This is a genomic window from Dyella sp. 2YAF14, assembly GCF_052114725.1.
Classification (GTDB): Bacteria; Pseudomonadota; Gammaproteobacteria; order Xanthomonadales; family Rhodanobacteraceae; genus Dyella.
Genome location: NZ_JBFRFH010000018.1, coordinates 1 through 23788, shown reverse-complemented (window position 1 = coordinate 23788; position 23788 = coordinate 1). Strand labels below are relative to the sequence as shown.

Below are 23788 nucleotides of genomic sequence, written 5' to 3'. Positions count from 1 at the left end.
AACGCATCGTGGTCGCGCACAAGTGCGCTCCTACAAAGGAGAGGGGCTCTGCTATCTCCAGTTCAAAAGTTTGACGTGATGGCGAAGCTGGGGCGGTGCTGGATCGCGCCCCGGCCGGCTGTGATTCTTTATTGTAGGAGCGCACTTGTGCGCGACAGGCCACGCCGTGATGCATCCCGGTCGCGCACAAGTGCGCTTCTACACGGGATCTAACGCACTATTTCCAGCTGAGGTCGGCCACCACCGGAAAATGATCCGAAGGATACCGCCCATCCTTCTGCGCGGTCAGCGTCGCAAAATGCGTCGGCTTGAAGCCCCGCTCAAGAATGAAATCGATCCGCTCCGTCGGATTGCCGGTGAAGTTATGAAATGTCTTCTCAGGCCCTTCAACCTTGGAAGCAACGGCTCGCGTATCAACCAACTCCTTGGTCAGCAGAGCATACGTCGGACTACTGGCATCGGTATTCAGATCGCCGGTCAGGATGAAGGGCGCGTTCGCCGGTAACTTGGCAAGACGGCCAAGCATTTCCTTGGCACCTTTGACCCGCGCCGGTTCGTCCTGCTCCTGATAGGGCAGGTGGGTGTTGTAGTAGTAGAAGGAGCGGTGCGTGGTTTTGTCTTCGAACAAAGCCCAGGTCACCATGCGCGGATAGGGATGTCCCCAGGTGATGCTGCCCGGTACTTCGGGAGTATCCGACAGCCAGAAATTGCCGGAGTCCTTCAGGGTCAATCGGTCACTGCGATAGAACACGCCCATGTGCTCGTCGCTGTGGCCGCCGTGGCGGTCGATGCCGAACCAGGTGTATTCGGGCAGCTTGGAGACGATGTAGTCGCCCTGTTCCTGATGCAGCTCCTGCGTGCCGAGCACATCAGGGTGTTGTTCGCGGATGGTGCTTACCATCAGGTCGCGTCGTGCCTCCCATCGATTGGGGCCATCGGCCGCCACGGGTACCCGCACGTTGAAGCTCATCACGCGCAGGCTCTGCGCGGCGACGGGCAGGCTGGCGATGGTGGACAGGATGGCAAAGGTGGCGACTAGCCAGGCACGGGACGGGGACATGGAAGGGCTCCGCGGGTAGTGCGCCGACCGTAGCATGAGCGTTCGTTGGCGGGGCAGCCCGGACGCACAGGGCCGCGTATAGTGCGCGCGTCGATCCGCATCTTCGCCGCCCTCAAAGAGCCCGCCATGCCACAGCGCGTTGCCACCTGCAGTTGCCGCCAGCTGATGCTCCGGGCCACCGAAGAGCCCCTGCGCGTCTCCATCTGCCACTGCAACGCCTGCCAGCGGCGCACCGGCAGCGTGTTCGGCGTGCAGGCGCGCTTTCACGAAAGCGCCGTGGTGATACGCGGTAACTCGACGGCCTATGTGCGGCATGGCGAAACCGGCGGCTCGGCCACGTTCTACTTCTGCCCGCAGTGCGGTGCCACAGTGTACTACCAGCTGGACTCGGTCGAGGGTCTGGTGGGCGTGCCGGTGGGTGCGTTCTCCAATCCCGATTTTCCCGCGCCGAGCATTTCGGTGTACGAGGAGTGCATGCATCCGTGGGTCACGTTGCCGGATGGCATCGAACACATGGCGTGATGCGTTAGCTTAAAATCCGCGGGAGCTGCGTCGGCAAATGCCTACCGCGTAGCGCATCAAAGCTCCCATCAAGGATGCCCCTTGCTCCGCCGATCTCCCCTACAGGGTGAGTCATCCATCGGGGAGTCGGCAGCATGCGTGTCACCATTCGTTTGAAAATTATCGCGACCATGGGCCTTGCTCTGGTGCTCTCGCTCGTCGTCGGCGTGGTTGGCCTGGCTGGTGTGCGCAAGACGCATGTCATGGTCGACGACATGTATCAGAACAACGTGATGGCGATCATCACGGTCAGTGCCATGCGTGCGGCGATCGTGGATGATCGCCAGGCGCTCAATCAATCGCTGATCGATCCCTCTCGGCGGGATGCGTCGGCGCGAATCAAGCTCGGTCACGAGCGCCTGGCGGCAGCTTGGAGAACGTACTACCCAGCCATGGTTTCGAGCCCGGAGGAGTGCACCGTAGCCAAAGAGTTGGCCAGCTTGATGGCGGACGTCGGGCCTGAGGTGAGCCGCGAAGCCGAGATGCTCGATACCGGCAAGACCGATCAGGCACGCCAGCTGCATCTGGCCAAGGTGGCTGACGCCATGGGTCGAGCCACGGCACTGATCGATCGCCTGAGGATGATCAACGCGAAGCAGGCCGCCGACTCCAGGCAAGCCGCCGCGGCCAGCTTCACTCAGACCTGGCAGCTGGCGCTGGCCGTGCTGGCGATCGCTCTGGGTTTACTGGTTACTGCGGCCATCGCGCTGATACGCGCCATCTCGCGTCCACTCGAGCAAGCCCGCAAGCTGGCCAATGCGATCCAGCAAGGCAGGCTCAATAACGCGACGGTGATCGCAGGCAACGATGAATTCAGCGACACGCTGCGATCGCTTGACGCCATGGATCGCCAGCTCGCCAGCATCGTGACGCAAGTGCGCGACGTCGCCGAACAGGTGACGTCCGCCGCACGCGACCTGTCGCAAGGCAACGATGATCTGTCGCAGCGCACGCAGGAGCAGGCAAGCTCGCTGGAAGAAACGGCCGCATCGATGGAAGAACTGTCCAGCACGGTCAGGCAGAACGCCGAAGGCGCGAGCCAGGCGCGTGGCATGGCCATGCGCATGCGCCAGCGCGCGGACGAAGGTCGCGACGTCGCGAATTCCGCCGTCGATGCGATGGCCGCCATCACGCAAGTCAGCAAGCAAGTGGGCGAGATCGTGGTGCTGATCGATGAGATCGCCTTCCAGACCAATCTGCTGGCGCTCAATGCCGCGGTGGAAGCGGCCCGTGCCGGCGAGCAGGGCCGCGGTTTTGCCGTGGTCGCCTCGGAAGTGCGGGTGCTCGCACAGCGCAGCGGTGCCGCGGCCAAGAACATCAAGTGGCTGATCCAGGACGTCGCCGACAAGGTCGCCCAGGGCGCCACACTGGTGCAGCGCACGGGCAGCGCGTTGAGCGACATCGCGGACGAAGTGCGCGAGGTGAGCACCATCGTCGAGGTGATCGCCGCGGCCTCGGAAGAACAGTCGGCGGGCATCGGGCAGGTAAACAACGCCGTGCTCTCGCTGGACGAAGTCACCCAGCAGAACGCCGCCCTGGTGGAAGAGGCCAGTGCCGCCAGCCGCAACACGCTGGACTTGTCCCAGGTGCTGATCCATCAGGTGGCCTATTTCAGCCTGCAGGTCGCGGCGCCATGCGAGCCGGCGGCGCGACCCTCTGGCGCAAGGGCAGCCGGGACAACGATGTCCTTCAGGTCACGGAGCGCAGCGCCGGGCCTGGCTGCAGCTGATCAGGTGTGGACCGAGTTCTGAGTTCTGAACGAATCCGATGACCGCATTCAACCCATGGGTCGCTCGCGCGTTTCAAGCATCGTTCTACTTTCAGAGCGAGGCTTACGGGGGCACGCATGCAGACCAGGGAATTCGATCGTTGGGCCAGGATCCGCGCGCAGGGACGGTTGCGGTATGTGCTGTTGAATGGGGTGCTGCTCTATGGCCTCCCCATGTTCCTGATCATGACGTACGTGATCCCGCATCCGCGCCTGACCGTTGCGCAGTCCGCCCTGCTGTGGGGCGCGCTGGCGGGCGCCGGCTATGGCCTGGGCATGTGGATCGTGCAGGAGCGTCGTTTCCGCAAGGTGGCGGGGCGGTCGTGAGCCCCGTAGGTGCCCATTCTGCCGCCCGTATTCATGCGGTGTTTTGGATTTTTGGCGCATGGTGAGATGGACTGCGGCCATGAAAGACCTGGCTGCGGTCTTCGCGTGACCCGGTTTTGTGAATAGACGTCCAAACCCGTAATTTTACGCATTGGCGCCAGCTTGACGCCTGCCGTGCATACTCCTTGAGCGAATGCGCTCGCCGTGAATGCGGCGAGTGTTTGCGCACCGCTAACGAGAGGAGAACCCCATGGCAAGTACCAGCGCTCGTATCGGTCGTGGCCTGGTCGGACTGTTCGTGGTCGCGCTCTGCGGCTGCACCGGCTACGTCAAGAAAACCGACTTTGATGCCACTGTGGCAGAACTGCGCAGCAACGATCAGAAGCAACAGCAAGAGATCGATGCGATCACGCAGGAGATGCACACCAAGTTTGCGCAATACGACACCCAGATCACGGCCATGGCGGGCCGCATCAGCGTGGACACCATTGCGCACTTCGATACCAATCAGAGCACGTTGCGTGATGAGGACAAGCAACGGCTCGACGACTTTGCGAAGGTGATGCGCGATCACCACTCCAACGCGGTGATCACCGCCGAAGGCTTCGCCGACCCCGCTGGATCTGCCGGCTACAACCAGCAGCTGGCGCTCAAGCGCGCGCAAGCCGTGCGCGACTACCTCGTACAGACCGGCGGCCTCAATGCCGACCAGGTGCGTGCGGTGAGCTACGGCAAGGCGAAAAACCGCCAGGTGGTGAAGGGCGCGACAGGCGACCAGGGCATGCCCAATCGCCGTGTCTCGCTGGTGACGGACTTTGCGGGGAGCGCAGGGACCACGGCGAGTACAGCGGGCACAGGAAGCAGCTAAGCCACGCGCTTTCGCGTATCTCGCATGCCAACACAACAAAGGCCGCCCGTGGGCGGCCTTTGCTTTTACCGGTCGGACCACAGGCTGGTTATTTGCCGGATGCCTTGTAGGTAAGGTCGGTGTTGTAGCTGTCCACATGCGAATTCTGTTCTTGCACGGCATCGTTGAGCGACTTGCGCATGCTCTGTGCCTCGGGCTTGCCATAGACGCTCTCGACCATGGCCCACAACGGCGTGGCCGGTTCCTTGCCTATTTCCTCCCATGACTTGGCAGGAATCAGCACTTGGAAGTCGGGTGCATCGCCGCCCGCGTCGCGTATTTCGCCCGTGGCGTAGTAGTTCGGCCACTTCGATTTCTCTGCCGCTGCGGTGATCTTTTTCACCACGTCGATGAAGGCTTCGCGCGCTTCGTGTCCCTGTTTCAACTTGAAGCTGATCACTTCGAGATAAGGCTGGTTGATGGTCTGTCCGTTCGCCATGTGGCTAAGTTCCGGATGCACCTCCATGAAGGCGCTGATCTCGCTCTTCAGATGAGGATTGACGCCCGTGCGGATGGCGCCGTCGCAAGCCTTGCCTGCCGTGCGCATCGCATCGAACGCGGACCACGGCACCGGGTCGGTGACGTAGGAGTAGGAATACGTGTCGCCCGTTTCATGGACCCAGGCGCCCCAGTTGTATTTGAAGCCGTGCTGCGCGAGGCACTGGTTGTACGCCTTGATGCCCGCCTCATAGGCTTGCTGGTCGGCCGGCGCCACCGTGTCGGTGTAGTCGCGCACGACCATGGTCTTTGTGTTGTCGGCAGCGAGTGCCGCCGTGGTGCATGAAAACAGCAGCGTGAGTGCCAGCCCGAGCGTGGTGTGTTTCATCGCGTGCTCCTGTGGGGAAATCCCCGGTGGGTGTTGGATCGATCAGTCGGTAATTGGCACGGCCATGCATCGGCGCCATGGCGATGCGCGCGCAGGACATCGATGGGGAAGGGGAGTGACGCGAGCGAGCGGGTGACGAGCCACGCGAGCCTTGCAACAGGCTGCCGCTGACAACGGACGAGAACACATCGGTGGCCGGCTCCGCACAGTGTCCCAGCAGATTCGGACATCGCGTGCTGCGGCGGGTGCCGGCTCAACATCACGATGCATCTGCTTGGGTAACGCCGGGCGGCCGGCTCATGGTGGCGCGTCTGCGCGGCGCGGAAATAGGTCAAACAGCCTAGGCCGCCGCTTGGCTTCCCGCCGGAAAGCCTCGAGGGGTGCAACCTCGGCACGCAGCAAGGTCACCCACTGGTGTGGCGCTTACATCGCTGCGCTGGTTTGACGTATCAGAGAGGCCGGGCCGTGGCGGAATACAGTCTGCTTTTATGGATCATCCTCGGTGCCTTGGCTGGCTGCCTCGCGAGCGTGCTGGTGAAGAGCGATGGCTACGGTTTGTTTATCGACATCCTGATCGGTGTGCTGGGCGCATGCCTTGGCGGCGGGCTCGCCCATCTCGCCGGCATCAGCGTGGGCGATGGGTACATCGCATCGGTGGTGACGGCCATCCTGGGCGCCATCGCCTTGCTCTTGATGCTGCGCGTTTTCAAACAGTGGATGCGTTGAGGGCGTCGTAGCGTGTCGCGCCCATAAACAACAAAGGCCGCCCTGGGGCGGCCTTTGCGTAGAACTATCGACGGGCGATCAGCGCTTCATCGAATTGAAGAACTCGTCGTTGGACTTGGTGTTCTTCATCTTGTCGAGCATGAACTCCATCGCGGCCAGCTCGTCCATCGGATGCAGCAGCTTGCGCAGGATCCAGATCTTGGAAAGCATGTCCGGTTCGATCAGCAGATCCTCGCGGCGGGTGCCGGAGCGGTTGATGTCGATGGCCGGATACACGCGCTTCTCGGAGATGCGGCGGCTCAGGTGCACTTCCATGTTGCCGGTGCCCTTGAACTCTTCGTAGATCACCTCGTCCATCTTGCTGCCGGTGTCGGTCAGCGCGGTGGCGATGATGGTCAGGCTGCCGCCTTCTTCCACGTTGCGCGCGGCGCCGAAGAAGCGCTTGGGACGCTGCAGGGCGTTGGCGTCGACACCACCGGTGAGCACCTTGCCGGAGCTGGGCACCACGGTGTTGTAGGCACGGGCCAGGCGGGTGATCGAGTCGAGCAGGATCACCACGTCCTTCTTGTGCTCGACCAGGCGCTTGGCGCGCTCGATCACCATTTCGGCCACCTGCACGTGGCGCACGGCCGGCTCGTCGAAGGTGGAGGAGATCACTTCGGCACGCACGGTGCGGGCGATTTCCGTCACTTCTTCCGGACGCTCGTCGATCAACAGCATGATCAGGTGCGCGTCGGGGTGGTTGTACGTGATGGCCTGCGCGATGTTCTGCAGCATCATCGTCTTGCCGGACTTGGGCTGCGAGACGATCAGGCCACGCTGGCCGCGGCCGATCGGGGCGACCAGGTCCAGGATGCGGCCGGTGATGTCCTCACTGGAACCGTTGCCGCGCTCAAGCTTGAAAGCCTTGCGCGGGAACAGCGGGGTGAGGTTCTCGAACAGCATCTTGTTCTTCGACGCCTCCGGCGGATCGCCGTTGATGTCGTCGACCTTGAGCATGGCGAAGTAACGCTCGCCTTCCTTGGGGTGACGCACGCGACCGGTGATGTAGTCGCCGGTGCGCAGGTTGAAGCGGCGGATCTGGCTGGGCGACACATAGATGTCGTCCGGACCGGCGAGGTAAGACTCATCGGCCGAGCGCAGGAAGCCGAAGCCGTCCTGCAGGATTTCCAGCACACCCTCGGCCCAGATGCCGCCGCCGGAGCGGGCATGAGCCTTGAGGATGTTGAACACCACGTCCTGCTTGCGGGCACGCGCCACGCCTTCCTGCACGCCGAGGGACTCGGCGAATTCGAGCAGCTGCAGCGCATTCTTGCGCTTGAGCTCGGTCAGGTTGATCAGGCGATCGTTGCTGCCGGCATCGGCGTACTCGTCGTCCACCGGCAGGCCGTTGTTGTTGCGCGCGTGCGGCTGGCCGCCACCACCACCACCACCACCACCGGGGCCGCGAGGCTGGTTGCGCTCGTGCCGGCGGCGACGGCCACGACCATCACGGTCGTTGCGGTCGTTGCGGTTGTTGAAATTCGGGTTGCCGCCTTGCTGCTGACCACCTTGCTGCTGGCCGCCCTCGCGGGCCTCCTGCGGCTGGCGCTGGTTGCCGTCGCCAGGTGCCGAATCGGCAGCGGGTGCGGGAGCCGGCGGGGCATAGGCTTCGACGGCTGGCGGTGCGGCTCGTTCGATCGGCGGCAGCGGCGGCATGTCCAGCTGGGCCTGCTTCTCGGCCTTTTGGGCAGCAGCGGCGGCAGCGGACTTGCGCGGTGCGCGCGGACGGGGTTCGGCCACAGGCTTGGCGTCGGCGCTCTTGGCGTCGTTGGAATCTTTGCTTTCGATATCGGACACGGGCAAACCTCTGCGGGGCGCCGTTGAAAAAAGGAGGGAGGGTTGCGTCGCGCGGATGGCGCGGGGGACAGGACAGTCCCGACGAACGTGGATCGAATCTAGCACCCGGTCCGCGGCGGCGTAAAGCGCCGCGGCCGGTAAAGTTCAGAAAAGTTTTCTGAGTTGGCCTTATTGGCCTTGGACAAACAGGCCTTAGACGGCCTTGGCAGTCGGGGCCACGATGGCCTTGTCGATCAGCTGGGTCAGCGCGCCCTTGCTGACGGCGCCGATCTGGGTGGCTTCGACCTTGCCGTTCTTGAACACCATCAGGGTCGGGATGCCGCGGACGCCGTAGTTGCGGGGCGTCTTCTGGTTGTGGTCGATGTTGATCTTGGCGATGCGCAGCTTGCCTTCGTACTGCTTGGCCAGCTCATCCAGGATCGGCGCGATCGCCTTGCAGGGGCCGCACCATTCCGCCCAGAAGTCGAGCAGAACCGGGGTGTCGGAATTGAGCACTTCCTGCTCGAAGGCATCATCGCTTACATGGGTAATCAGGTCGCTCACCGGGGTCTCCGAAGGCTGCGGGTAGGGGCTTCACGACCGCGCGCCCAGCATCGGCTACACTGGGGTGCCCATGAAGCGCGGGGTCGTGCCGTAAGGAAGTCTGGTGCCGTTGCGGCAGGCCTCCATTCCAACGTAACTCGGGGCACGATTCAAGCGATTCAAGGGAGTCTGTAGGCCTGTTCGGTATGCTGAACGGGCTGTCCCCTCGCGGTGGACATGGATGGCTCCGTTGACATAGGTGAGAGAGATTCCTATGGCTGCCAGTGGTTTAGGCCGCCCATCCCTCTGACCTATGGCAGCGGAGCCGTCGAATACCATCGCTCCCGACGGTGTCCAGCCAGGGATACGTGTCGCCGGCACGCGCCATCCAAAAGGGATTGCGCCTGTCGCCACGTCCCGGTCGCGCCGACTATCCACCTTCCTTGTTGCGTCTCACCGGCAAGGATCCAGGCGGCTGCCCCAGGGCGCTGCCTCACTCGAGCTCCCTTTACGATGTCCCAAACTGTACTCACCGATACCTTTTTCACCAATTTCGATCTCCATCCGCTGCTCCAGCAAGGCCTCGACGAGGCGGGCTTCACCCGCTGCACGCCGATCCAGGCGCTGACCCTCCCGGTCGCGCTGACGGGTCGCGACGTCGCCGGCCAGGCCCAGACGGGCACCGGCAAGACCTGCGCGTTCCTGGTGGCGATGATGAATCGCCTGCTGACCACGCCGGCCGTGGCCGAGCGCAAGGACAGCGATCCGCGTGCCCTGGTGATCGCCCCCACCCGCGAACTCGCCATCCAGATCGAGAAAGACGCCAAGTCGATCGGCCGTTACACCGGCCTGCGCACCGCGCTGATCTACGGCGGCGTGGATTACGACAAGCAGCGCCAGCAGCTCAAAGACGGCTGCGACATCATCATCGCCACGCCGGGCCGTCTGCTGGACTACTTCAAGCAGCACGTGTTCAGCCTCGACGCCGTCGAAGTGATGGTGATCGACGAGGCGGACCGCATGTTCGACCTTGGCTTCATCAAGGACGTGCGCTTCATCTTCCGCCGCCTGCCGGCGCGCGAGCAGCGCCAGGTGCTGCTGTTCTCCGCCACGCTCAGCCATCGCGTGCTGGAGCTGGCCTACGAGCACATGCACAACGCCGAAAAGCTGGAAGTGGAGACGGAAAACGTCACCGCCGACCGCGTGCGCCAGCTGGTCTACTTCCCCGCCAAGGAAGAGAAGATGCCGCTGCTGCTCAACCTGCTCGAGCGCACCAAGGCCGAGCGCAGCATCATCTTCGTCAACACCAAGGCCGCGGCCGAGAAGATCACCGATCGTCTCAAGCGCTATGGCTACCGCGTCGGCGCGCTGTCGGGCGATGTGCCCCAGCTCAAGCGCCAGAAGCTGCTGCAGCGTTTCCAGGAAGGCCAGCTCGACATCCTGGTATGTACCGACGTTGCCGCGCGCGGCCTGCATATCCCGGCGGTCAGCCACGTCTTCAATTACGACCTGCCGCAGGACGCGGAAGACTACGTGCACCGCATCGGCCGTACCGCGCGCCTTGGCGCCGAGGGCGATGCGATCAGCTTCGCCTGCGATCTGTACGCGATGAGCCTGCCCGATATCGAAACCTATATCGGCCAGCGCATCCCGGTGGCGAACATCGAGGCAGAGCTGCTGGTGATGCCCAAGCCGCGTGAGCAGGACGCGCAGTACATGGCCGAAGTCGCTGCCGACAGCGCCGCCTTTGGCGACAAGGTCGAGCAGCGCGAGAAGGACGGCTCGCCCCGCAAGGGTCCGCGCAGCGGCGGTGGCCGTGGTGGCGATCGCCCGCGTGGCGACCGGCCGCCGCGTGAGCCGCGCAAGCCGCGCGTCGAGACTGCTGCTGGCGAAAGCACCGAAGTCGTGGTGACCAAGCCGGCCGCGCCGGCCCCCGCCGTGGCGGAAACCGGTGAGGCTGCCGAGCGCAAGCGTCGCCGTCGTCGTGGCGGTCGCAACCGTCGTCGCGAAGGCGATGCGGTGGCTGTCGAGGGCGGCACCAACGCGGCCGCCGAAGGCACGCGCGCACCGCGTGGCGAGCGTCGTCCGCCGCGTGAGCGCAGCAACGGCGACAACAACCACTCGCGTCCGTCGCGCCACGTGGCCATCACGCCGAGCAAGGTGGGTGACGCGCAGGACGCGCCGAAGAAGCAGGGCTTCTTCCGCCGCCTGAGCCGCTTCTTCATCGGCCACTGATCGACTCGCTTGCCAAAGGCTGTCGCGGGCTGAACCCGCGACAGCATGGCGATACAAAGCGACTGACCTTCACGCGTGCATCCCTTATCCTTGCCGCATTCGGGATTGGGGACACGCGGTGATCCGCTTCGACCAAGTCAGCAAACGCTATGAAGGCGGCCACGAGGCCTTGTCGCAGCTCTCCTTCGAGGTGGCGACAGGCGAGATGGCCTTTATCACCGGCCATTCCGGCGCCGGCAAAAGCACCTTGCTCAAATTGCTCGGCCTGATCGAGCGGCCTTCGCACGGCGTGGTCACCCTCGATGGGCAGAACCTGGCCAAGGTCGGTCGCGCGGGCATTCCCAAGTTGCGCCGTCGCCTGGGCATGGTGTTCCAGGACCATCGCCTGCTGATGGATCGCACGGTGTTTGCCAATGTCGAGCTGCCGCTGATGATCGGCGGCATGGCGCCCCACGAACGCGGCAAGCGCGTGCGCGCCGCGCTGGAGAAGGTCGGCCTGCTCGCCTACGAACGGCAGCTGCCGGCCACGCTTTCGGCGGGCGAGCAACAGCGCGTGGGCATTGCCCGCGCCATCGTCGCCAAGCCCACCCTGCTGATCGCGGACGAACCCACCGGCAACCTCGATCCCACCCTGGCGGTGGAGATCATGGGGTTGTTCGCCGAATTCCAGAATGTTGGCACCACCGTCGTGATCGCCAGCCATGATCTGCCGCTGATCAAGCGCATGAAAAAGCGCGTGGTCGTGCTCGATCACGGTCGCCTGGTGGCCGATGTGGCCGCGCAGGAGGTGCTATGAGCAACCAGTCCGAATTTCCGATGGAAAGCCCGCTGCTTTCCGACCAGAGCCGCGGCATCCGCACCAAGGCGCGCCCGGTGGCGAGCTGGCGCGAACACCACGGCTGGAGTGCGGCGGCCAGCCTGCGTCGACTGATGTCGCGCCCGGTTGGCACCTTGCTCACCGTTGCCGTGATGGCCATTGCGCTGGCGCTGCCGCTCACCTTCTATTTGTTGCTGGGTAACCTGCAGAAGATGGGCGATGCGCTGGGCCAGAACCAGACCATCAGCGTATTCCTGCAGCCGGGGCAGAGCGTCTCCTCCGCCGACATGATGGCCAAGAAGCTGCGCGAGCGCAGCGAAGTCGCCGGCGTGAAGCTGAAGTCGCCCGACCAGGGCATGGACGAGCTGGCCAAGATGCAGGGCTTCTCCGGCGCGTTGCATACGCTGGACGTCAACCCGCTGCCGTTCGTGCTGGAAGTGCAGCCCAAGGCGGGCGCGAGTGCCGACAGCGTGGATCGCCTCGTCGCCGACATGCGCGGCATGTCGGGCGTGGATCAGGTGCAGGACGGTGGCACCTGGCGGCAGCGCCTCGAGGCGCTGCTCGGCGTCGGCGAACGCATCGTGATGATTCTTGCCGGACTGCTGGCCGTGGCCGTGCTGCTGGTGGTGGGTAATACCGTGCGCGTGGATATCGCCAGCCGGCACGAGGAAATCGGCGTGTTGATGCTGGTGGGGGCGAGCCGCGCCTTCGTGCGTCGTCCGTATTTGTATGCGGGCATCTGGTACGGGCTGTTCGCCGGCGTGCTGGCGGTGGGCTTCGCCGTGCTGGTCGAGCTGGCGCTGGCCGAGCCGGTGCAGCGCCTGGGTCAGGTGTATGCCGGCAAGCTGCAGGTCGATGTGCTGCCGATATGGTTGCTGGCTGCCGTCCCGGTGGCTGCGGCCGTGCTCGGCTGGCTGGGCGCCCGCCTGGTCAGCGCCTGGCAATTGCGCAAGGCGGCATGAAGCGTGCGCCGGCTCACGCCCGGAGCAATGTTGTCATGCAAGCTTGGTGGGGATGGTGCAGCATGCCCGCTCGGGGTGACCGGGGAAGCACCGGCATGACGTCGGCGGGTACAGCTGGACACTACGTGGGTGATTGGGGATGAGCGGAAGTTTCAGCAGTCGAGTGGTGGGAACAGCGCCTAGGGTGCTGGTGGTGGATGGCTCCAAAGTCGTGCGCCAGCTGATCTCCCGCGTGCTCAAGAGCGAACTGCCCGACAGCGACGTGGTGGGTGCCGGCAGCGGCGCCGAAGCCAAGGAGCTGCTGGAGGCCGGTGCGTTCGACTTCATCACCATCGCGCTGCGCCTGCCCGACATGGACGGGCTGGAACTCGCCCGCCATGTGCGCGAATCCGCCGCCCAGGCTTATGTGCCCATCGTGGTCGTCTCGGGCGATGTCGACGGTCGCCTGCACAGTCGCACGCTGGGGGAGCACGTCACCGATTATTTCGACAAGTCGCTGGGGTTCCAGGCGCTGGCGGAGTTCATCCGCGGCTACGTGAAGCCCGTCGATTCGGCCGAGGGCGAAGTGCTCTACGTGGAAGACAGCCGCGTGGTCGCGCTGGCGACCCGCCGCATCCTCGAAAAGCACGGCCTGACCGTCTATCACGTGGTCAGCGTCGAGGACGCCCTGGTGCTGCTGGACAAGGCCAAGGAACAGGACAAGGTCGGCGCGGACATCGTGCTCACCGACGTCAGCCTCAAGGGCGAACTGACCGGCGGCGACCTGCTCGAGCGCATCCGCCGCGAATACCTCTACAGCAAGGGCAGGCTGCCCGTGCTGGTGATGACGGGCGATGAGAACCCGGCCAACCAGGCTGCGCTGCTGCGCGCCGGCGCCAACGATCTGGTCGAAAAGCCGATCGAGGAAAAATTGCTGATGACCAAGCTGCTCTTCCAGCTGCGTGTATCCCAGCACCTGCGCGAGCGGGGCGAGGCGGCGTGACGGAACATCCGGTAAGGCTGGAGCCGTCCTGGAAGGACCGCATCGGCGAGTATCTGGCGCGCCCGGACATGCGCGCGCTGTCCGACTTCCTGCGCAGCGAAAAGCAGGCCGGCAAGGTGATTTATCCGCCGGGTCCGGAGATTTTCGCCGCCTTCGACCACACACCATTTGATGCCACGCGCGTGGTGATCCTGGGCCAGGATCCGTACCACGGTCCGAACCAGGCGCATGGCCTGTGTTTCTCGGTACGGCCGGGCGTGGCCACGCCGCCGTCGCTGCTGAACATCTTCAAGGAGATCCAGCGCGACCTGGGTTTCCGGGCCCCGGACCACGGCTGCCTGACCCCTTGGGCCGACCGCGGTGTGCTGCTGCTCAATGCCACGCTCACCGTCCAGCAGGCCACCGCCGGCTCGCATCAGGGCAAAGGCTGGGAAGGCTTTACCGATGCGGCGATCGACGCACTCAACCGCGAGCGGGAAGGGCTGGTCTTCCTGCTGTGGGGCTCGTATGCCCAGAAGAAGGGCCAGCTGATCGACGGCAGCCGCCATTGCATTTTGCGCTCCGTGCACCCATCTCCCTTATCAGCGCATCGCGGTTTCATCGGCTGCGGGCACTTCTCGGCGGCCAACCAGTACCTGGAAAGCCGCGGCGAGCCGCCTATCGACTGGTCTTTGCCGATGCGGGCCGAACTAGCCTGAAACAGGCATTTCACGGCTGCTGAACCGCCCGATACGCATAGTGGAGCCTCCCCGGGGTGCCTGCTGGACAGGTGCCTCAAATTCCTGTACTATTGAGTACATCAAAGGTCCCGGAACCTTTCGGGGCCTTTAGCACTCGTAATACCCGAGTGCTAAGCTGATTCCCTCACAGGAGGTTCCGTCCATGTCTCAAGCTTTGGTGACCGCCAACCTGCCGGTGCCGAGTGTCGTCGGCAGCCTGGATGCCTATATCTCGGCGGTCCATCGGATTCCGGTACTCAGCCAGGACGAGGAGCAGGCGCTGTCGCGCCGCTACAACGAACAGGAAGACCTTGAATCCGCCCGCAAACTGGTCATGTCCCACCTGCGCTTCGTGGTGCACGTGGCGCGTGGCTACAGCGGCTATGGTCTGCAGATCGCCGACCTGATCCAGGAAGGCAATATCGGCCTGATGAAGGCTGTGAAGCGATTCGACCCGGATCAGGGCGTGCGCCTGGTGAGCTTTGCCGTGCACTGGATCCGTGCCGAAATGCACGAGTTCATCCTGCGCAACTGGCGCATCGTCAAGGTCGCCACGACCAAGGCGCAGCGCAAGCTGTTCTTCAACCTGCGCAAGAGCAAGAAGCGCCTGGGCTGGATGAACGCCGAAGAAGTGCGCACGGTGGCCAAGGATCTGGGCGTGCCCGAAGCGACGGTGCGCGAGATGGAATCGCGTCTGTCGGGCCGTGACATTGGCTTCGAAGCCCCGGCGGATGCCGAGGACGATGCCAAGCCGGCACCGGAAGCGTTCCTGATCGACGATGGCGCCGACCCGTACGACAACGTGGCCGATGCCGACCAGGCCGACAACCAGCTCGACACCTTGTCGGCGGCGTTGAAGAACCTGGACGAGCGCTCGCGCGACATCATCCAGCGCCGCTGGTTGAACGAAGACAAGGCCACGCTGCAGGATCTTGCGGACGAGTACGGCGTTTCCGCCGAACGTATCCGCCAGGTCGAGGCCAACGCCATGAAGAAGATGCGCGGCCTGTTCGCGGCCTGATCTTCTCTGTCGGCGTAAGATGACAAGCGGCCCCTCCAGGGGCCGTTTGCCTTTGCGAGGACACGGCTGTCCCCGCGTTCTCACCACCGGATCCCCGTTTGTAGTGCCGTCATGCCCCGAGTGCTGGTCATCGAAGACGACGAAACCACCGCGCGAGAAATCGTCGCGGAGTTGAGCGCGCACGGCATGTTCGCGGAATGGGTGGCCAACGGCCGCGATGGCCTGGCGCATGCGCTGCAAGGCGGCTACGACCTGATCACGCTGGACCGCATGCTGCCCGGCATGGACGGCATCGACGTGGTGGCCGAATTGCGCCGCGCAGGCAGCGACGCGCCGGTGCTGATGATCAGCGCCTTGAGCGATGTCGACGAGCGCGTGCGCGGCTTGCGCGCGGGCGGCGACGACTACCTCACCAAGCCCTTCGCACCTGATGAAATGTCGGCGCGCGCGGAAGTGCTGCTGCGCCGTCGCCAGCCGCAGTCGGTCCAGCGCCTGCGCGTGGCCGACCTGGAGCTGGATCTGGTCAGCCACGTGGCGTATCGCGGTGGCCAGCCGCTGACCCTGCTGCCCACCGAATACCGCCTGCTCGAATTCCTGATGCGCAATTCCGGGCAGGTGCTTACCCGCACGATGATTTTCGAGACGGTGTGGGGTTTCCATTTCGATCCCGGCACCAATGTGATCGACGTGCATATCGCGCGTTTGCGGCGCAAGATCGACGGCGCCGGCCAACCGGCGTTGATCCACACTGTGCGCGGCACCGGTTATATGCTCGCGGCCGCCAATGAAACTGCCCCGGTGGTGTCATGAAAGCACGTCCCAACAGCTGGCATTCGACCACCTCGAGGTTGATCCTCATCTACGGCGCCTTGTTCGTCGTATGGGGCGCGGTGCTGGTCGGCGCGATCCAGTGGGAAACCACGCGCTATCTCAACAGCGTCATCGACCAGATGCTGCAGCAACGTATGCATTACATCGCCTCGACCGATCCCGCCCGCCTCGCCACCACGGTGGATGCCGCCGCCGCGATCGATCCGCACGGCATCATGTCGGTGGGCTTGTTCGACAAGGACCATCAGCCGGTGGCAGGCAATATCGACCATCTGCCCACGTCGCTGCTGCGCGATGGCCAGGTGCACCTGCTCAAGCATGGCCTGCCGCGCTCCGACCGCGATGCGGAGCGCGTGCGCGCACGCGGCCTGGCTTCGACGCTGCCCAATGGCGACATCCTCGTCATTGCCAAGGACATCAGCACCATCGACGGCATCGGTGCGATCGTTCGTCGCGCGCTGCTTTGGGGCATCTCGCTGACCATCATTCCTGGCCTGCTCGGCGGTTTCCTGTTGCGCCGCGGTCCGGAGAAGCGCATCCGTGCGCTGCAGGATGCGACCGATCCTATCCGCCAAGGCGATCTTTCCAAGCGCCTGCCGATCAGTCGGCGCGGCGACGAGCTCGACCAGCTGGCAGGCATCGTCAACACGATGCTGGGCGAGATCGAGCGCTTGATGAATGAAGTGAAGGGCGTCTGCGACAACATCGCGCACGACCTGCGCACGCCGCTGACGCGCTTGCGCGCACGCCTGTATCGCACGCAGCAGCAACTTGATGGCGAGCCCGAATCGGCGCTGGTGGAATCGTGCATCGTCGATATCGACGAAGTGCTGACGCGTTTCCGCGCGCTGCTGCGTGTGTCCGAACTCGAAGACCGTCATCGCGCCGCTTGCTTCGACGAAGTGGACGTGGGGCAGGTGCTGCGTCAGGTGCACGAGTTCTACGCGCCTGTCGCCGAGGATCGTGGCCAGACCTTCGAGGTCGACATCCAGTCGCTGCAGCCCGTGCGCGCCGATGCGCATCTGCTGTTCGAAGCGCTGGCGAACCTGGTCGGCAATGCCATCAAGTTCACCCCGGCGGGCGGCAAGGTGAGCCTGCGCGCCAGCATGGACAAGCGTGGCCCGCGCGTGGACGTGATCGACAGCGGCCCGGGTATTCCGGCCGACGAGCGCGACGCGGTGACGCGTCGCTTCTACCGCGGCGACAACAGTCGCACTACCGGCGGCTCGGGCCTGGGGCTCAGCATCGTCAGCGCCATCGTGCGTCTGCACGGCTATGCGCTCGACATCGGCGATGCCAGCAGCAACGGTGCGCGACTGACTTTGTATTGCTACGCACTCGCGCCGGACGAAAAAGTCGGCACCTGCCTGTCCCGCTCCGTGCCGGAAGTCACGCCGATGACGGCCTGAGGGCCGATCGGCCAGATGAAGATAGTTTCATCTGCGTGCGCAATGCAGGCGCCACGTAGAACATGAAATTATCTTCATCCTCCAAGCTCTATTGAGAGTTTTCGCTGCATGCGAAAATTTGCCGCGACGCATCATTTCGCGCACGGAAATCCCCCGCATGCTTGGCATCGTCCGGATCGCGCTCACGCGGCCCTACACATTCATCGTTTTCGCCCTGACCATCCTCATCTTTGGTGTGATGTCGGCGGCACGAACGCCCACCGACATCTTTCCGGAAATCAATATTCCGGTGATCGCCGTGTCCTGGCAGTTCACCGGCATGACGCCCGACCAGATGTCCGGCCGCATGAACACGCCGTTCGAGCGCGTGCTCACCACGACCGTCAACGACATCGAGCACATCGAGTCGGAGTCGATCAATGGCATGGGCATCACCAAGATCTTCTTTCAGCCGGGCGTGAACATCGCCACGGCCAATGCGCAGGTGACGGCCATTGCGCAGACGATCCTGAAGCAGATGCCCGCCGGCGCCACGCCGCCGCTGATCGTCAATTACAACGCGTCCACGGTGCCGATCCTGCAGGTGGCGCTGTCCGGCAAGGGCCTGTCCGAGCAGCAGCTGGGCGACCTTGGCTTGAACCAGTTGCGTCCGCAGCTGGTGACGGTGCCGGGCGCGGCGATTCCCTATCCGTTCGGCGGCAAGACGCGCCAGGTGCAGCTGGACGTGGATCCGGCGGCGCTGCAGGCGCGCGGCCTGTCCACCCAGGACGTGGCGAACGCGCTGGCCAACCAGCAGCAGATCAGCCCGATCGGCACGCAGAAGATCGGCAAGTACGAATACGTGATGGAGCTGAACAACGCCGCCACTCACGTGGACGAGCTGGAAGACCTGCCGGTCAAGATGGTCAACGGCACCACGATCTATGTGCGCGACGTGGCCCATGTGCGCGACGGAGCCCCGCCGCAGACGAACATCGTGCACGTGGATGGCGTGCGCTCGACGATGCTGTCGATCCTGAAGAACGGCTCCACCTCCACCCTCGCCATCGTGGCGGGCGCGCGCCAGAAGCTGGTGGAGATGAAGGATTCGCTGCCGGACAACCTGACCATCAAGCCGATCGGCGATCAGTCGGTGTTCGTGCGCGCCTCCATCGATGGCGTGGTCCGCGAAGGCATCATTGCCGCGGCGCTGACCAGCTTGATGATCCTGTTGTTCCTGGGCAGCTGGCGCTCGACCCTGATCATCACCACGTCGATTCCGCTGGCGGTGCTGGGCTCGGTGTTCACGCTGTCGGCGATCGGCCAGACGCTCAACATCATGACGCTGGGCGGCCTGGCGCTGGCGGTGGGCATCCTGGTGGACGAAGCCACGGTGACCATCGAGAACATCAACTGGCACCTGGAGCAGGGCAAGGACGTCATCACCGCGATCGTGGATGGTTCGGCGCAGATCATCGTGCCGGCATTCGTGTCGCTGTGCTGCATCTGCATCGTGTTCGTGCCGATGTTCTTCCTGCCGGGCGTGGCGCGCTACCTGTTCGTGCCGATGGCGGAGGCGGTGATCTTCGCGATGATCTTCTCCTTCATCCTGTCGCGTACGCTCGTGCTGACCATGGCGAAATACCTGTTGCAGGCGCATCCGGCGACGGTGGACGAACATGGCCAGCATATCGAGCAGCCGGCGCCGAAGACGATGCTCGGCCGCTTCCAGCAGGGCTTCGTCAATCGCTTTGAGAAATTCCGTGCCGGTTATAGCGGCGTGCTGCATCTGGCGCTGGAAAACCGCAAGGTGTTCGTGATCGGCTTCCTCGCCTTTGTGCTGCTGTCGTTCGCGCTGTTGCCGGGACTGGGCAGCAACTTCTTCCCTGATGTCGACGGCGGCCAGATCCTTGTGCACGCACGCGTTCCCGTAGGCACGCGTGTGGAGACCACCGCGGCGGAATTTGCAGACATCCAGAAGGCCATCCGTCAGGTGATACCGCCGGACGAACTCGATGCCATGATCGACAACATCGGCCAGTATTCGAGCTCGATCAACACGATCTACAACAATACCGGCGAAGTGGGCGAGTCCGACGGCGATATCCAGATTTCGCTGAAGGAAGGTCATCACCCGAGCGCGGAATACGTGAAGGTCCTGCGCGAAAGGCTGCCGCGGTTGTTCCCGGGCACCACGTTCTCGTTCCCGCCGGCGGACATCGTCAGCCAGATCCTGAACTTCGGTTCGCCCGCGCCGATCGATCTGCAGATCCGCGGCAGGAGCCTGGAGAAGGACTTCGCGTACGCCAACATCCTGCTCAACAAGCTGCGCCAGATTCCCGGCGTGGTCGATGCACGCCTGCAGCAGTCGCAGGCGCAGCCGGCGTTCCGCATCGACGTGGACCGCACGCGTGCACAGTTGCTGGGCCTGACCGAAGGCGACGTGACCAACAGCCTGATCGCCGACCTTTCCGGTACGGCGCAGGTGGCGCCGACGTATTGGTTGAATCCGGACAACAACGTCACCTATCCGATCTCCGCCCAGGTGCCGCAGTACCAGCTGGACTCGCTGGCGCAGCTGAGCAATCTGCCGATCACCGCCAAGAGTGGCGGCAATCCGCAGGTGCTGGGCGCACTGGCCGACATCACGCGCACGCATCGCAACACCATCGTGAGCCAGTACAACATCCAGTCGATGGTGGAGATCTATACGGCCATTCAGGGCCGTGATCTTGGCGCGGTAGCCGGTGATATCCAGAAGGTGCTGGACGACACCAAGAAAGACCTGCCCAAGGGCGCGAACGTGGCGCTGCTGGGCCAGGTGCAGACCATGCACGACGCCTATTTCGGCCTGTTGTTTGGCCTGCTGGGTTCGGCGGTGCTGGTGTATCTGCTGATCGTGGTGAACTTCCAGTCCTGGACCGATCCGTTCGTGATCATCACTGCCTTGCCTGCGGCGCTCGCCGGCATCGTATGGATGCTGTTCGTCACGCACACCACGTTGTCGGTGCCGGCACTCACGGGCGCCATCATGTGCATGGGTGTGGCGACCGCCAACTCGGTGCTGGTGGTGAGTTTCTGCCGCGAGCGCCTGGCCATCCACGGCGACGCCACGCTGGCGGCGCGCGAGGCAGGCTTCGTGCGCTTCCGTCCGGTGCTGATGACCGCGCTGGCCATGATCATCGGCATGGTGCCGATGGCGCTTGGCCTGGGCGACGGCGGTGAGCAGAACGCACCGCTGGGTCGCGCCGTGATCGGTGGCCTGCTGTTTGCGACCACCGCCACGCTGATCTTCGTTCCCGTCGTTTTCTCCATTGTGCATGCGCGTTACAAGCACGCGCCTGACGCTGATTCGGCTGACCATGCCGGAGTACCCGCCCATGTCTGAACATACCCAGCTTCCTGAGGTCCACTTGTCGCCGCGTCGTCTGCGACTGGCCGCCGTGATCGCTGCCGTCGTCTTCGGCTCGATCGTGGTGATCGGCGTGACCACCCGCATCGTGCAGGCGCGCAACCTGCACCAGTGGACCGACGAACAGGCCATCCCCACCGTCGTCATCTCCGAACCCGAATCCGCCAACGGCTCCTCGCCGCTGGAACTGCCCGCGCAGATGGATGCGTTCACCAACGCTCCGATCTTCGCGCGCACCAGCGGTTACCTGAAGTCGTGGGACAAGGACATCGGCGCGCAGGTGAAGGCGGGCGATGTGCTCGGGGTCATCGATACGCCCGATCTTGACCAGCAACTGCTGCAGGGTCTGGCCGACCTGGCCAGTGCCAAGGCCAATGCCGCGCTCGCTGGCACCACGGCGAAACGCTGGCAGGTACTGCGCCAGACCGATCCCGATTCGGTCTCGCAGCAGTCGGTCGACCAGTTCAACGGCGATCTCGCCGCCAAGCAGGCACTGGCCAATTCGGCGCAGGCCAACGTCGATCGACTGAAGGCGCTGAAGTCGTACGCCAGGCTGGTAGCTCCGTTTGATGGCCGCGTGACCGCCCGCAACACCGACGTGGGCGCGCTGATCACCGCTGACACCAGCGGTACCGGCACGCCGCTGTTCACCGTCTCCGACACCAGCAAGCTGCGCGTGTATGTGCGCGTGCCGCAGGTGTATGCACCGGCCATCCATCGCGGCGACGAAGCCACGCTCAGCGTGCCTGAGTATCCGGGCAAGTCGTTCACCGCCAAGGTGGAAGCGGACGCCCGCTCGATCACGCCGACCTCGGGCACCACCCTGGTGCAGCTGCTGGTCGACAACCCCGACGGCAAGCTGCTGCCGAGCAGCTACGCGAGCGTGAGCTTCAAGATCGGTTCGGGCGCACTGGGTCTGCGCGTGCCGGCCGAAGCGCTGATCTTCGACGACAAGGGTCTGCATGTCGCCACGCTGGACGCGAGCGATCACGTGCACTTCAAGAAGGTCACCATCCGCCGCGACTACGGCAAGACCATCGAAGTGGGCTCGGGCCTGGTCGGCAATGACCGCGTGATCATCAACCCGCCGGACGGCCTGGCCGATGGCGACGAAGTGCGCATTGCGAAGAACCCGCAGGCGGGCAAGCCTCATGACAAAGCGTAAGTACATCGCCACGAAACTCGCCGTGACGGTGGCGGCTACGTTGGTGCTGGGCGCCTGTTCGATGGCGCCGACGTACAAGACACCGGACGCACCGGTGGCCGATCAGTATCAGCAGCAAAACGGTCCGTGGACGCCGGCACAGCCGGCCGACCAGTTGCCGCGCGAAGACTGGTGGAAGCTGTACGGCGACGATCGCCTCAACGGGCTCGAGGACCAGCTGATCGCGCACAATGCCGATCTCGCCGCGGCGCTGGCCAGTTATCGGCAGTCGCGCGACGTGCTGGCCCAGGTGCGTGCTGACTTGTTTCCGCAGATTTCCGCGGGCGCGGGTGCGACCCGCAATCGCCAGTCGCTCAACTCGCCGCTGCACGGCACGACGTCGCCCGAGTACTACAACCTGAATTCGGTCCAGCTGCAGGCCTCGTACGAAGTGGACCTGTGGGGCCGCGTACGCGACAACGTGGCAGCCGGACGCGCAGAGGTGCAGGCATCGGCAGCCGATCTCGCCTCGACTCGCCTCAGCCTGGAAGCGACGCTGGCCGATACCTATCTGCAGCTGTTGGGCGCCGATCGCCAGATCGACCTGTTGCAGAGTACGGTGGACGCCTATCAACGCGCGCTGCAGCTAACGACCACGCTGCACGCTGGCGGCGCGGTCTCCGGACTCGACGTGGATCGCGCGCAGACGCAGCTGTCGTCCACCAAATCCGCGCTCTCGCAGGCCAAGGCGCAGCGTGAGGTGTTGCAGCACGCGATTGCCGTGTTGGTAGGTCAGTCGGCATCCACCTTTGCGATCGATGCGAAGACCGATCTGCCGGCTCTGCCAACGGTCCCGGTCGGCATACCGTCGACGCTGTTGCAGCGTCGTCCGGACATCGCCGCGGCCGAACGCCGTACGGCGGAGGCGAACTCGCAGATCGGCGTGGCGCGTTCGGCGTTCTTCCCGTCGCTGACCTTGAGCGCGGCCGGCGGCTATTCCAGCGGCGCCTGGGGCAACCTGCTCAATGCGCCGAGCCAGATGTGGGCGTTGGGTCCGAACCTGTTGCTGAGCGTGTTCGATGGTGGCCTACGTCGCGCCAAGGTGGCGCAGGCGCACGCGGCGTTTGACGAAGCCAGTGCGCAGTATCGCGGTACCGTGCTCAGCGCCTTCCAGCAGGTGGAAGACAACCAGTCGTTGATCAATAACTTCGGCAATGCCTTGGTGGATCAGAACGACGCCACCAATGCGGCCGACAAGACGCTGAAGCTTTCCACTGCGTTGTACAAGCAGGGGGCCAATAGTTATCTCGACGTGGTGACGGCGCAGGTGGATGCGCTCAATGCGCATCTGAGTTTGTTGTCGCTGCAGACGAATCAGCTGCGGGCGAGCGTGCAGTTGGTGCGGGCGTTGGGTGGTGGGTGGACGAGTGATGATATTGCGACGGATCACTTGGCGGCAGACGCTAAGGCGCAGGGCCTCAAGTGATTTCTCTGGCGTGATTTGGATTGCCGGCGTTTGATCGTCATCCCGGCGCAGGCCGGGGTCTAGAGCCTCGGTGTTTGGTTGTCGCCTCGAGGCCAGGGTGCCGCCTACGCGGCGGGCGTTTCGAACGGCTGCCGCCGCTCGAGTCACTTTTCTTTTGCTGGCCCACGCACGCGCAGGAGCGCGTGCGAACGGCGAAGCCGGCCCGAAGGGCGGAGGGCAGGATGCCCGGAGTAAAAGAAAAGTAACCCAAAGAAA

At 64.1% G+C, this 23788-nt stretch carries 20 protein-coding genes; 16 read left to right on the top strand and 4 right to left on the bottom strand.

Annotation, left to right across the window (positions count from 1 at the left end; all coding sequences use genetic code 11):
• Positions 1–217: 217 nt before the first annotated feature.
• Positions 218–1060, bottom strand: coding sequence for an endonuclease/exonuclease/phosphatase family protein (locus tag AB4Y82_RS18505; protein ID WP_441611549.1), 843 nt, complete (start codon positions 1058–1060; stop codon positions 218–220).
• A 126-nt stretch (positions 1061–1186) separates the two neighbouring features.
• Between AB4Y82_RS18505 and AB4Y82_RS18500 the strand changes: the two genes are divergently transcribed.
• From AB4Y82_RS18500 to AB4Y82_RS18485, 4 genes are all read left to right on the top strand, one after another.
• Positions 1187–1582, top strand: a complete 396-nt coding sequence (locus tag AB4Y82_RS18500) for a GFA family protein (RefSeq protein ID WP_441605013.1) — start codon at positions 1187–1189, stop codon at positions 1580–1582.
• A 134-nt stretch (positions 1583–1716) separates the two neighbouring features.
• Positions 1717–3372 carry a methyl-accepting chemotaxis protein gene (locus AB4Y82_RS18495; RefSeq protein ID WP_441605012.1) on the top strand — a complete coding sequence of 552 codons (1656 nt, stop codon included), beginning with the start codon at positions 1717–1719 and terminating at the stop codon, positions 3370–3372.
• Between the two features lie 95 nt (positions 3373–3467).
• Positions 3468–3716 carry a hypothetical protein gene (locus AB4Y82_RS18490; RefSeq protein WP_441605011.1) on the top strand — a complete coding sequence of 83 codons (249 nt, stop codon included), beginning with the start codon at positions 3468–3470 and terminating at the stop codon, positions 3714–3716.
• A gap of 250 nt (positions 3717–3966) precedes the next feature.
• Positions 3967–4584, top strand: a complete 618-nt coding sequence (locus tag AB4Y82_RS18485) for an OmpA family protein (RefSeq protein WP_441605010.1) — start codon at positions 3967–3969, stop codon at positions 4582–4584.
• 88 nt (positions 4585–4672) lie between these two features.
• Here AB4Y82_RS18485 and AB4Y82_RS18480 read toward each other — a convergent pair whose 3' ends face one another.
• On the bottom strand, positions 4673–5449 hold the full coding sequence (locus AB4Y82_RS18480; protein ID WP_441605009.1) for a hypothetical protein: 777 nt from the start codon (positions 5447–5449) through the stop codon (positions 4673–4675).
• Between the two features lie 465 nt (positions 5450–5914).
• Between AB4Y82_RS18480 and AB4Y82_RS18475 the strand changes: the two genes are divergently transcribed.
• A complete protein-coding gene (locus tag AB4Y82_RS18475) occupies positions 5915–6175 on the top strand; it encodes a GlsB/YeaQ/YmgE family stress response membrane protein (RefSeq protein ID WP_441605008.1) in 261 nt (86 codons plus the stop codon).
• 78 nt (positions 6176–6253) lie between these two features.
• Here the strand turns inward: AB4Y82_RS18475 and rho are convergent, their stop codons facing one another.
• Both rho and trxA read right to left on the bottom strand, forming a co-directional pair.
• Entirely contained in the window at positions 6254–8014 is a 1761-nt protein-coding gene (gene rho, locus AB4Y82_RS18470) for a transcription termination factor Rho (protein WP_441605007.1), read from the bottom strand.
• Between the two features lie 192 nt (positions 8015–8206).
• Entirely contained in the window at positions 8207–8557 is a 351-nt protein-coding gene (gene trxA / locus AB4Y82_RS18465) for a thioredoxin TrxA (RefSeq protein ID WP_121883921.1), read from the bottom strand.
• A gap of 492 nt (positions 8558–9049) precedes the next feature.
• Here trxA and AB4Y82_RS18460 point away from each other — a divergent pair, with 492 nt between their 5' ends.
• From AB4Y82_RS18460 to AB4Y82_RS18410, 11 genes are all read left to right on the top strand, one after another.
• The gene (locus tag AB4Y82_RS18460; RefSeq protein WP_441605006.1) at positions 9050–10771 is read left to right on the top strand and encodes a DEAD/DEAH box helicase; all 1722 of its coding nucleotides are present in this window, start codon (positions 9050–9052) and stop codon (positions 10769–10771) included.
• Positions 10772–10889: 118 nt separating this feature from the next.
• A complete protein-coding gene (gene ftsE, locus AB4Y82_RS18455) occupies positions 10890–11567 on the top strand; it encodes a cell division ATP-binding protein FtsE (protein ID WP_441605005.1) in 678 nt (225 codons plus the stop codon).
• On the top strand, positions 11564–12550 hold the full coding sequence (ftsX, locus tag AB4Y82_RS18450; protein WP_441605004.1) for a permease-like cell division protein FtsX: 987 nt from the start codon (positions 11564–11566) through the stop codon (positions 12548–12550). Before ftsE ends, ftsX begins: the two co-directional genes overlap by 4 nt.
• A 139-nt stretch (positions 12551–12689) precedes the next feature.
• Positions 12690–13532, top strand: a complete 843-nt coding sequence (locus AB4Y82_RS18445) for a response regulator (RefSeq protein ID WP_441605003.1) — start codon at positions 12690–12692, stop codon at positions 13530–13532.
• A complete protein-coding gene (ung, locus tag AB4Y82_RS18440) occupies positions 13529–14230 on the top strand; it encodes a uracil-DNA glycosylase (protein WP_441605002.1) in 702 nt (233 codons plus the stop codon). Before AB4Y82_RS18445 ends, ung begins: the two co-directional genes overlap by 4 nt.
• 184 nt (positions 14231–14414) lie before the next feature.
• A complete protein-coding gene (rpoH, locus tag AB4Y82_RS18435) occupies positions 14415–15272 on the top strand; it encodes an RNA polymerase sigma factor RpoH (protein ID WP_046971328.1) in 858 nt (285 codons plus the stop codon).
• Between the two features lie 111 nt (positions 15273–15383).
• Positions 15384–16082 (top strand): response regulator transcription factor, encoded by a 699-nt coding sequence (locus AB4Y82_RS18430; protein WP_441605001.1) that lies wholly within the window; start codon positions 15384–15386, stop codon positions 16080–16082.
• Positions 16079–17512, top strand: coding sequence for a sensor histidine kinase (locus AB4Y82_RS18425; protein WP_441605000.1), 1434 nt, complete (start codon positions 16079–16081; stop codon positions 17510–17512). The genes AB4Y82_RS18430 and AB4Y82_RS18425 overlap by 4 nt, the downstream gene beginning before the upstream one ends.
• Positions 17513–17669: 157 nt before the next feature.
• Positions 17670–20879 carry an efflux RND transporter permease subunit gene (locus AB4Y82_RS18420; RefSeq protein ID WP_441604999.1) on the top strand — a complete coding sequence of 1070 codons (3210 nt, stop codon included), beginning with the start codon at positions 17670–17672 and terminating at the stop codon, positions 20877–20879.
• Entirely contained in the window at positions 20872–22068 is a 1197-nt protein-coding gene (locus tag AB4Y82_RS18415) for an efflux RND transporter periplasmic adaptor subunit (protein WP_441604998.1), read from the top strand. The genes AB4Y82_RS18420 and AB4Y82_RS18415 overlap by 8 nt, the downstream gene beginning before the upstream one ends.
• A complete protein-coding gene (locus AB4Y82_RS18410) occupies positions 22055–23533 on the top strand; it encodes an efflux transporter outer membrane subunit (RefSeq protein WP_441604997.1) in 1479 nt (492 codons plus the stop codon). The genes AB4Y82_RS18415 and AB4Y82_RS18410 overlap by 14 nt, the downstream gene beginning before the upstream one ends.
• Positions 23534–23788 lie beyond the last annotated feature (255 nt).

Bases quoted from the DNA above. Each gene is read 5' to 3' on its own strand.
- AB4Y82_RS18505 (WP_441611549.1), bottom strand. From the start codon at position 1,060: ATGTCCCCGTCCCGTGCCTGGCTAGTCGCCACCTTTGCCATCCTGTCC.
- AB4Y82_RS18500 (WP_441605013.1), top strand. From the start codon at position 1,187: ATGCCACAGCGCGTTGCCACCTGCAGTTGCCGCCAGCTGATGCTCCGG.
- AB4Y82_RS18495 (WP_441605012.1), top strand. From the start codon at position 1,717: ATGCGTGTCACCATTCGTTTGAAAATTATCGCGACCATGGGCCTTGCT.
- AB4Y82_RS18490 (WP_441605011.1), top strand. From the start codon at position 3,468: ATGCAGACCAGGGAATTCGATCGTTGGGCCAGGATCCGCGCGCAGGGA.
- AB4Y82_RS18485 (WP_441605010.1), top strand. From the start codon at position 3,967: ATGGCAAGTACCAGCGCTCGTATCGGTCGTGGCCTGGTCGGACTGTTC.
- AB4Y82_RS18480 (WP_441605009.1), bottom strand. From the start codon at position 5,449: ATGAAACACACCACGCTCGGGCTGGCACTCACGCTGCTGTTTTCATGC.
- AB4Y82_RS18460 (WP_441605006.1), top strand. From the start codon at position 9,050: ATGTCCCAAACTGTACTCACCGATACCTTTTTCACCAATTTCGATCTC.
- ftsX (WP_441605004.1), top strand. From the start codon at position 11,564: ATGAGCAACCAGTCCGAATTTCCGATGGAAAGCCCGCTGCTTTCCGAC.
- AB4Y82_RS18445 (WP_441605003.1), top strand. From the start codon at position 12,690: ATGAGCGGAAGTTTCAGCAGTCGAGTGGTGGGAACAGCGCCTAGGGTG.
- rpoH (WP_046971328.1), top strand. From the start codon at position 14,415: ATGTCTCAAGCTTTGGTGACCGCCAACCTGCCGGTGCCGAGTGTCGTC.
- AB4Y82_RS18430 (WP_441605001.1), top strand. From the start codon at position 15,384: ATGCCCCGAGTGCTGGTCATCGAAGACGACGAAACCACCGCGCGAGAA.
- AB4Y82_RS18425 (WP_441605000.1), top strand. From the start codon at position 16,079: ATGAAAGCACGTCCCAACAGCTGGCATTCGACCACCTCGAGGTTGATC.
- AB4Y82_RS18420 (WP_441604999.1), top strand. From the start codon at position 17,670: ATGCTTGGCATCGTCCGGATCGCGCTCACGCGGCCCTACACATTCATC.
- AB4Y82_RS18415 (WP_441604998.1), top strand. From the start codon at position 20,872: ATGTCTGAACATACCCAGCTTCCTGAGGTCCACTTGTCGCCGCGTCGT.
- AB4Y82_RS18410 (WP_441604997.1), top strand. From the start codon at position 22,055: ATGACAAAGCGTAAGTACATCGCCACGAAACTCGCCGTGACGGTGGCG.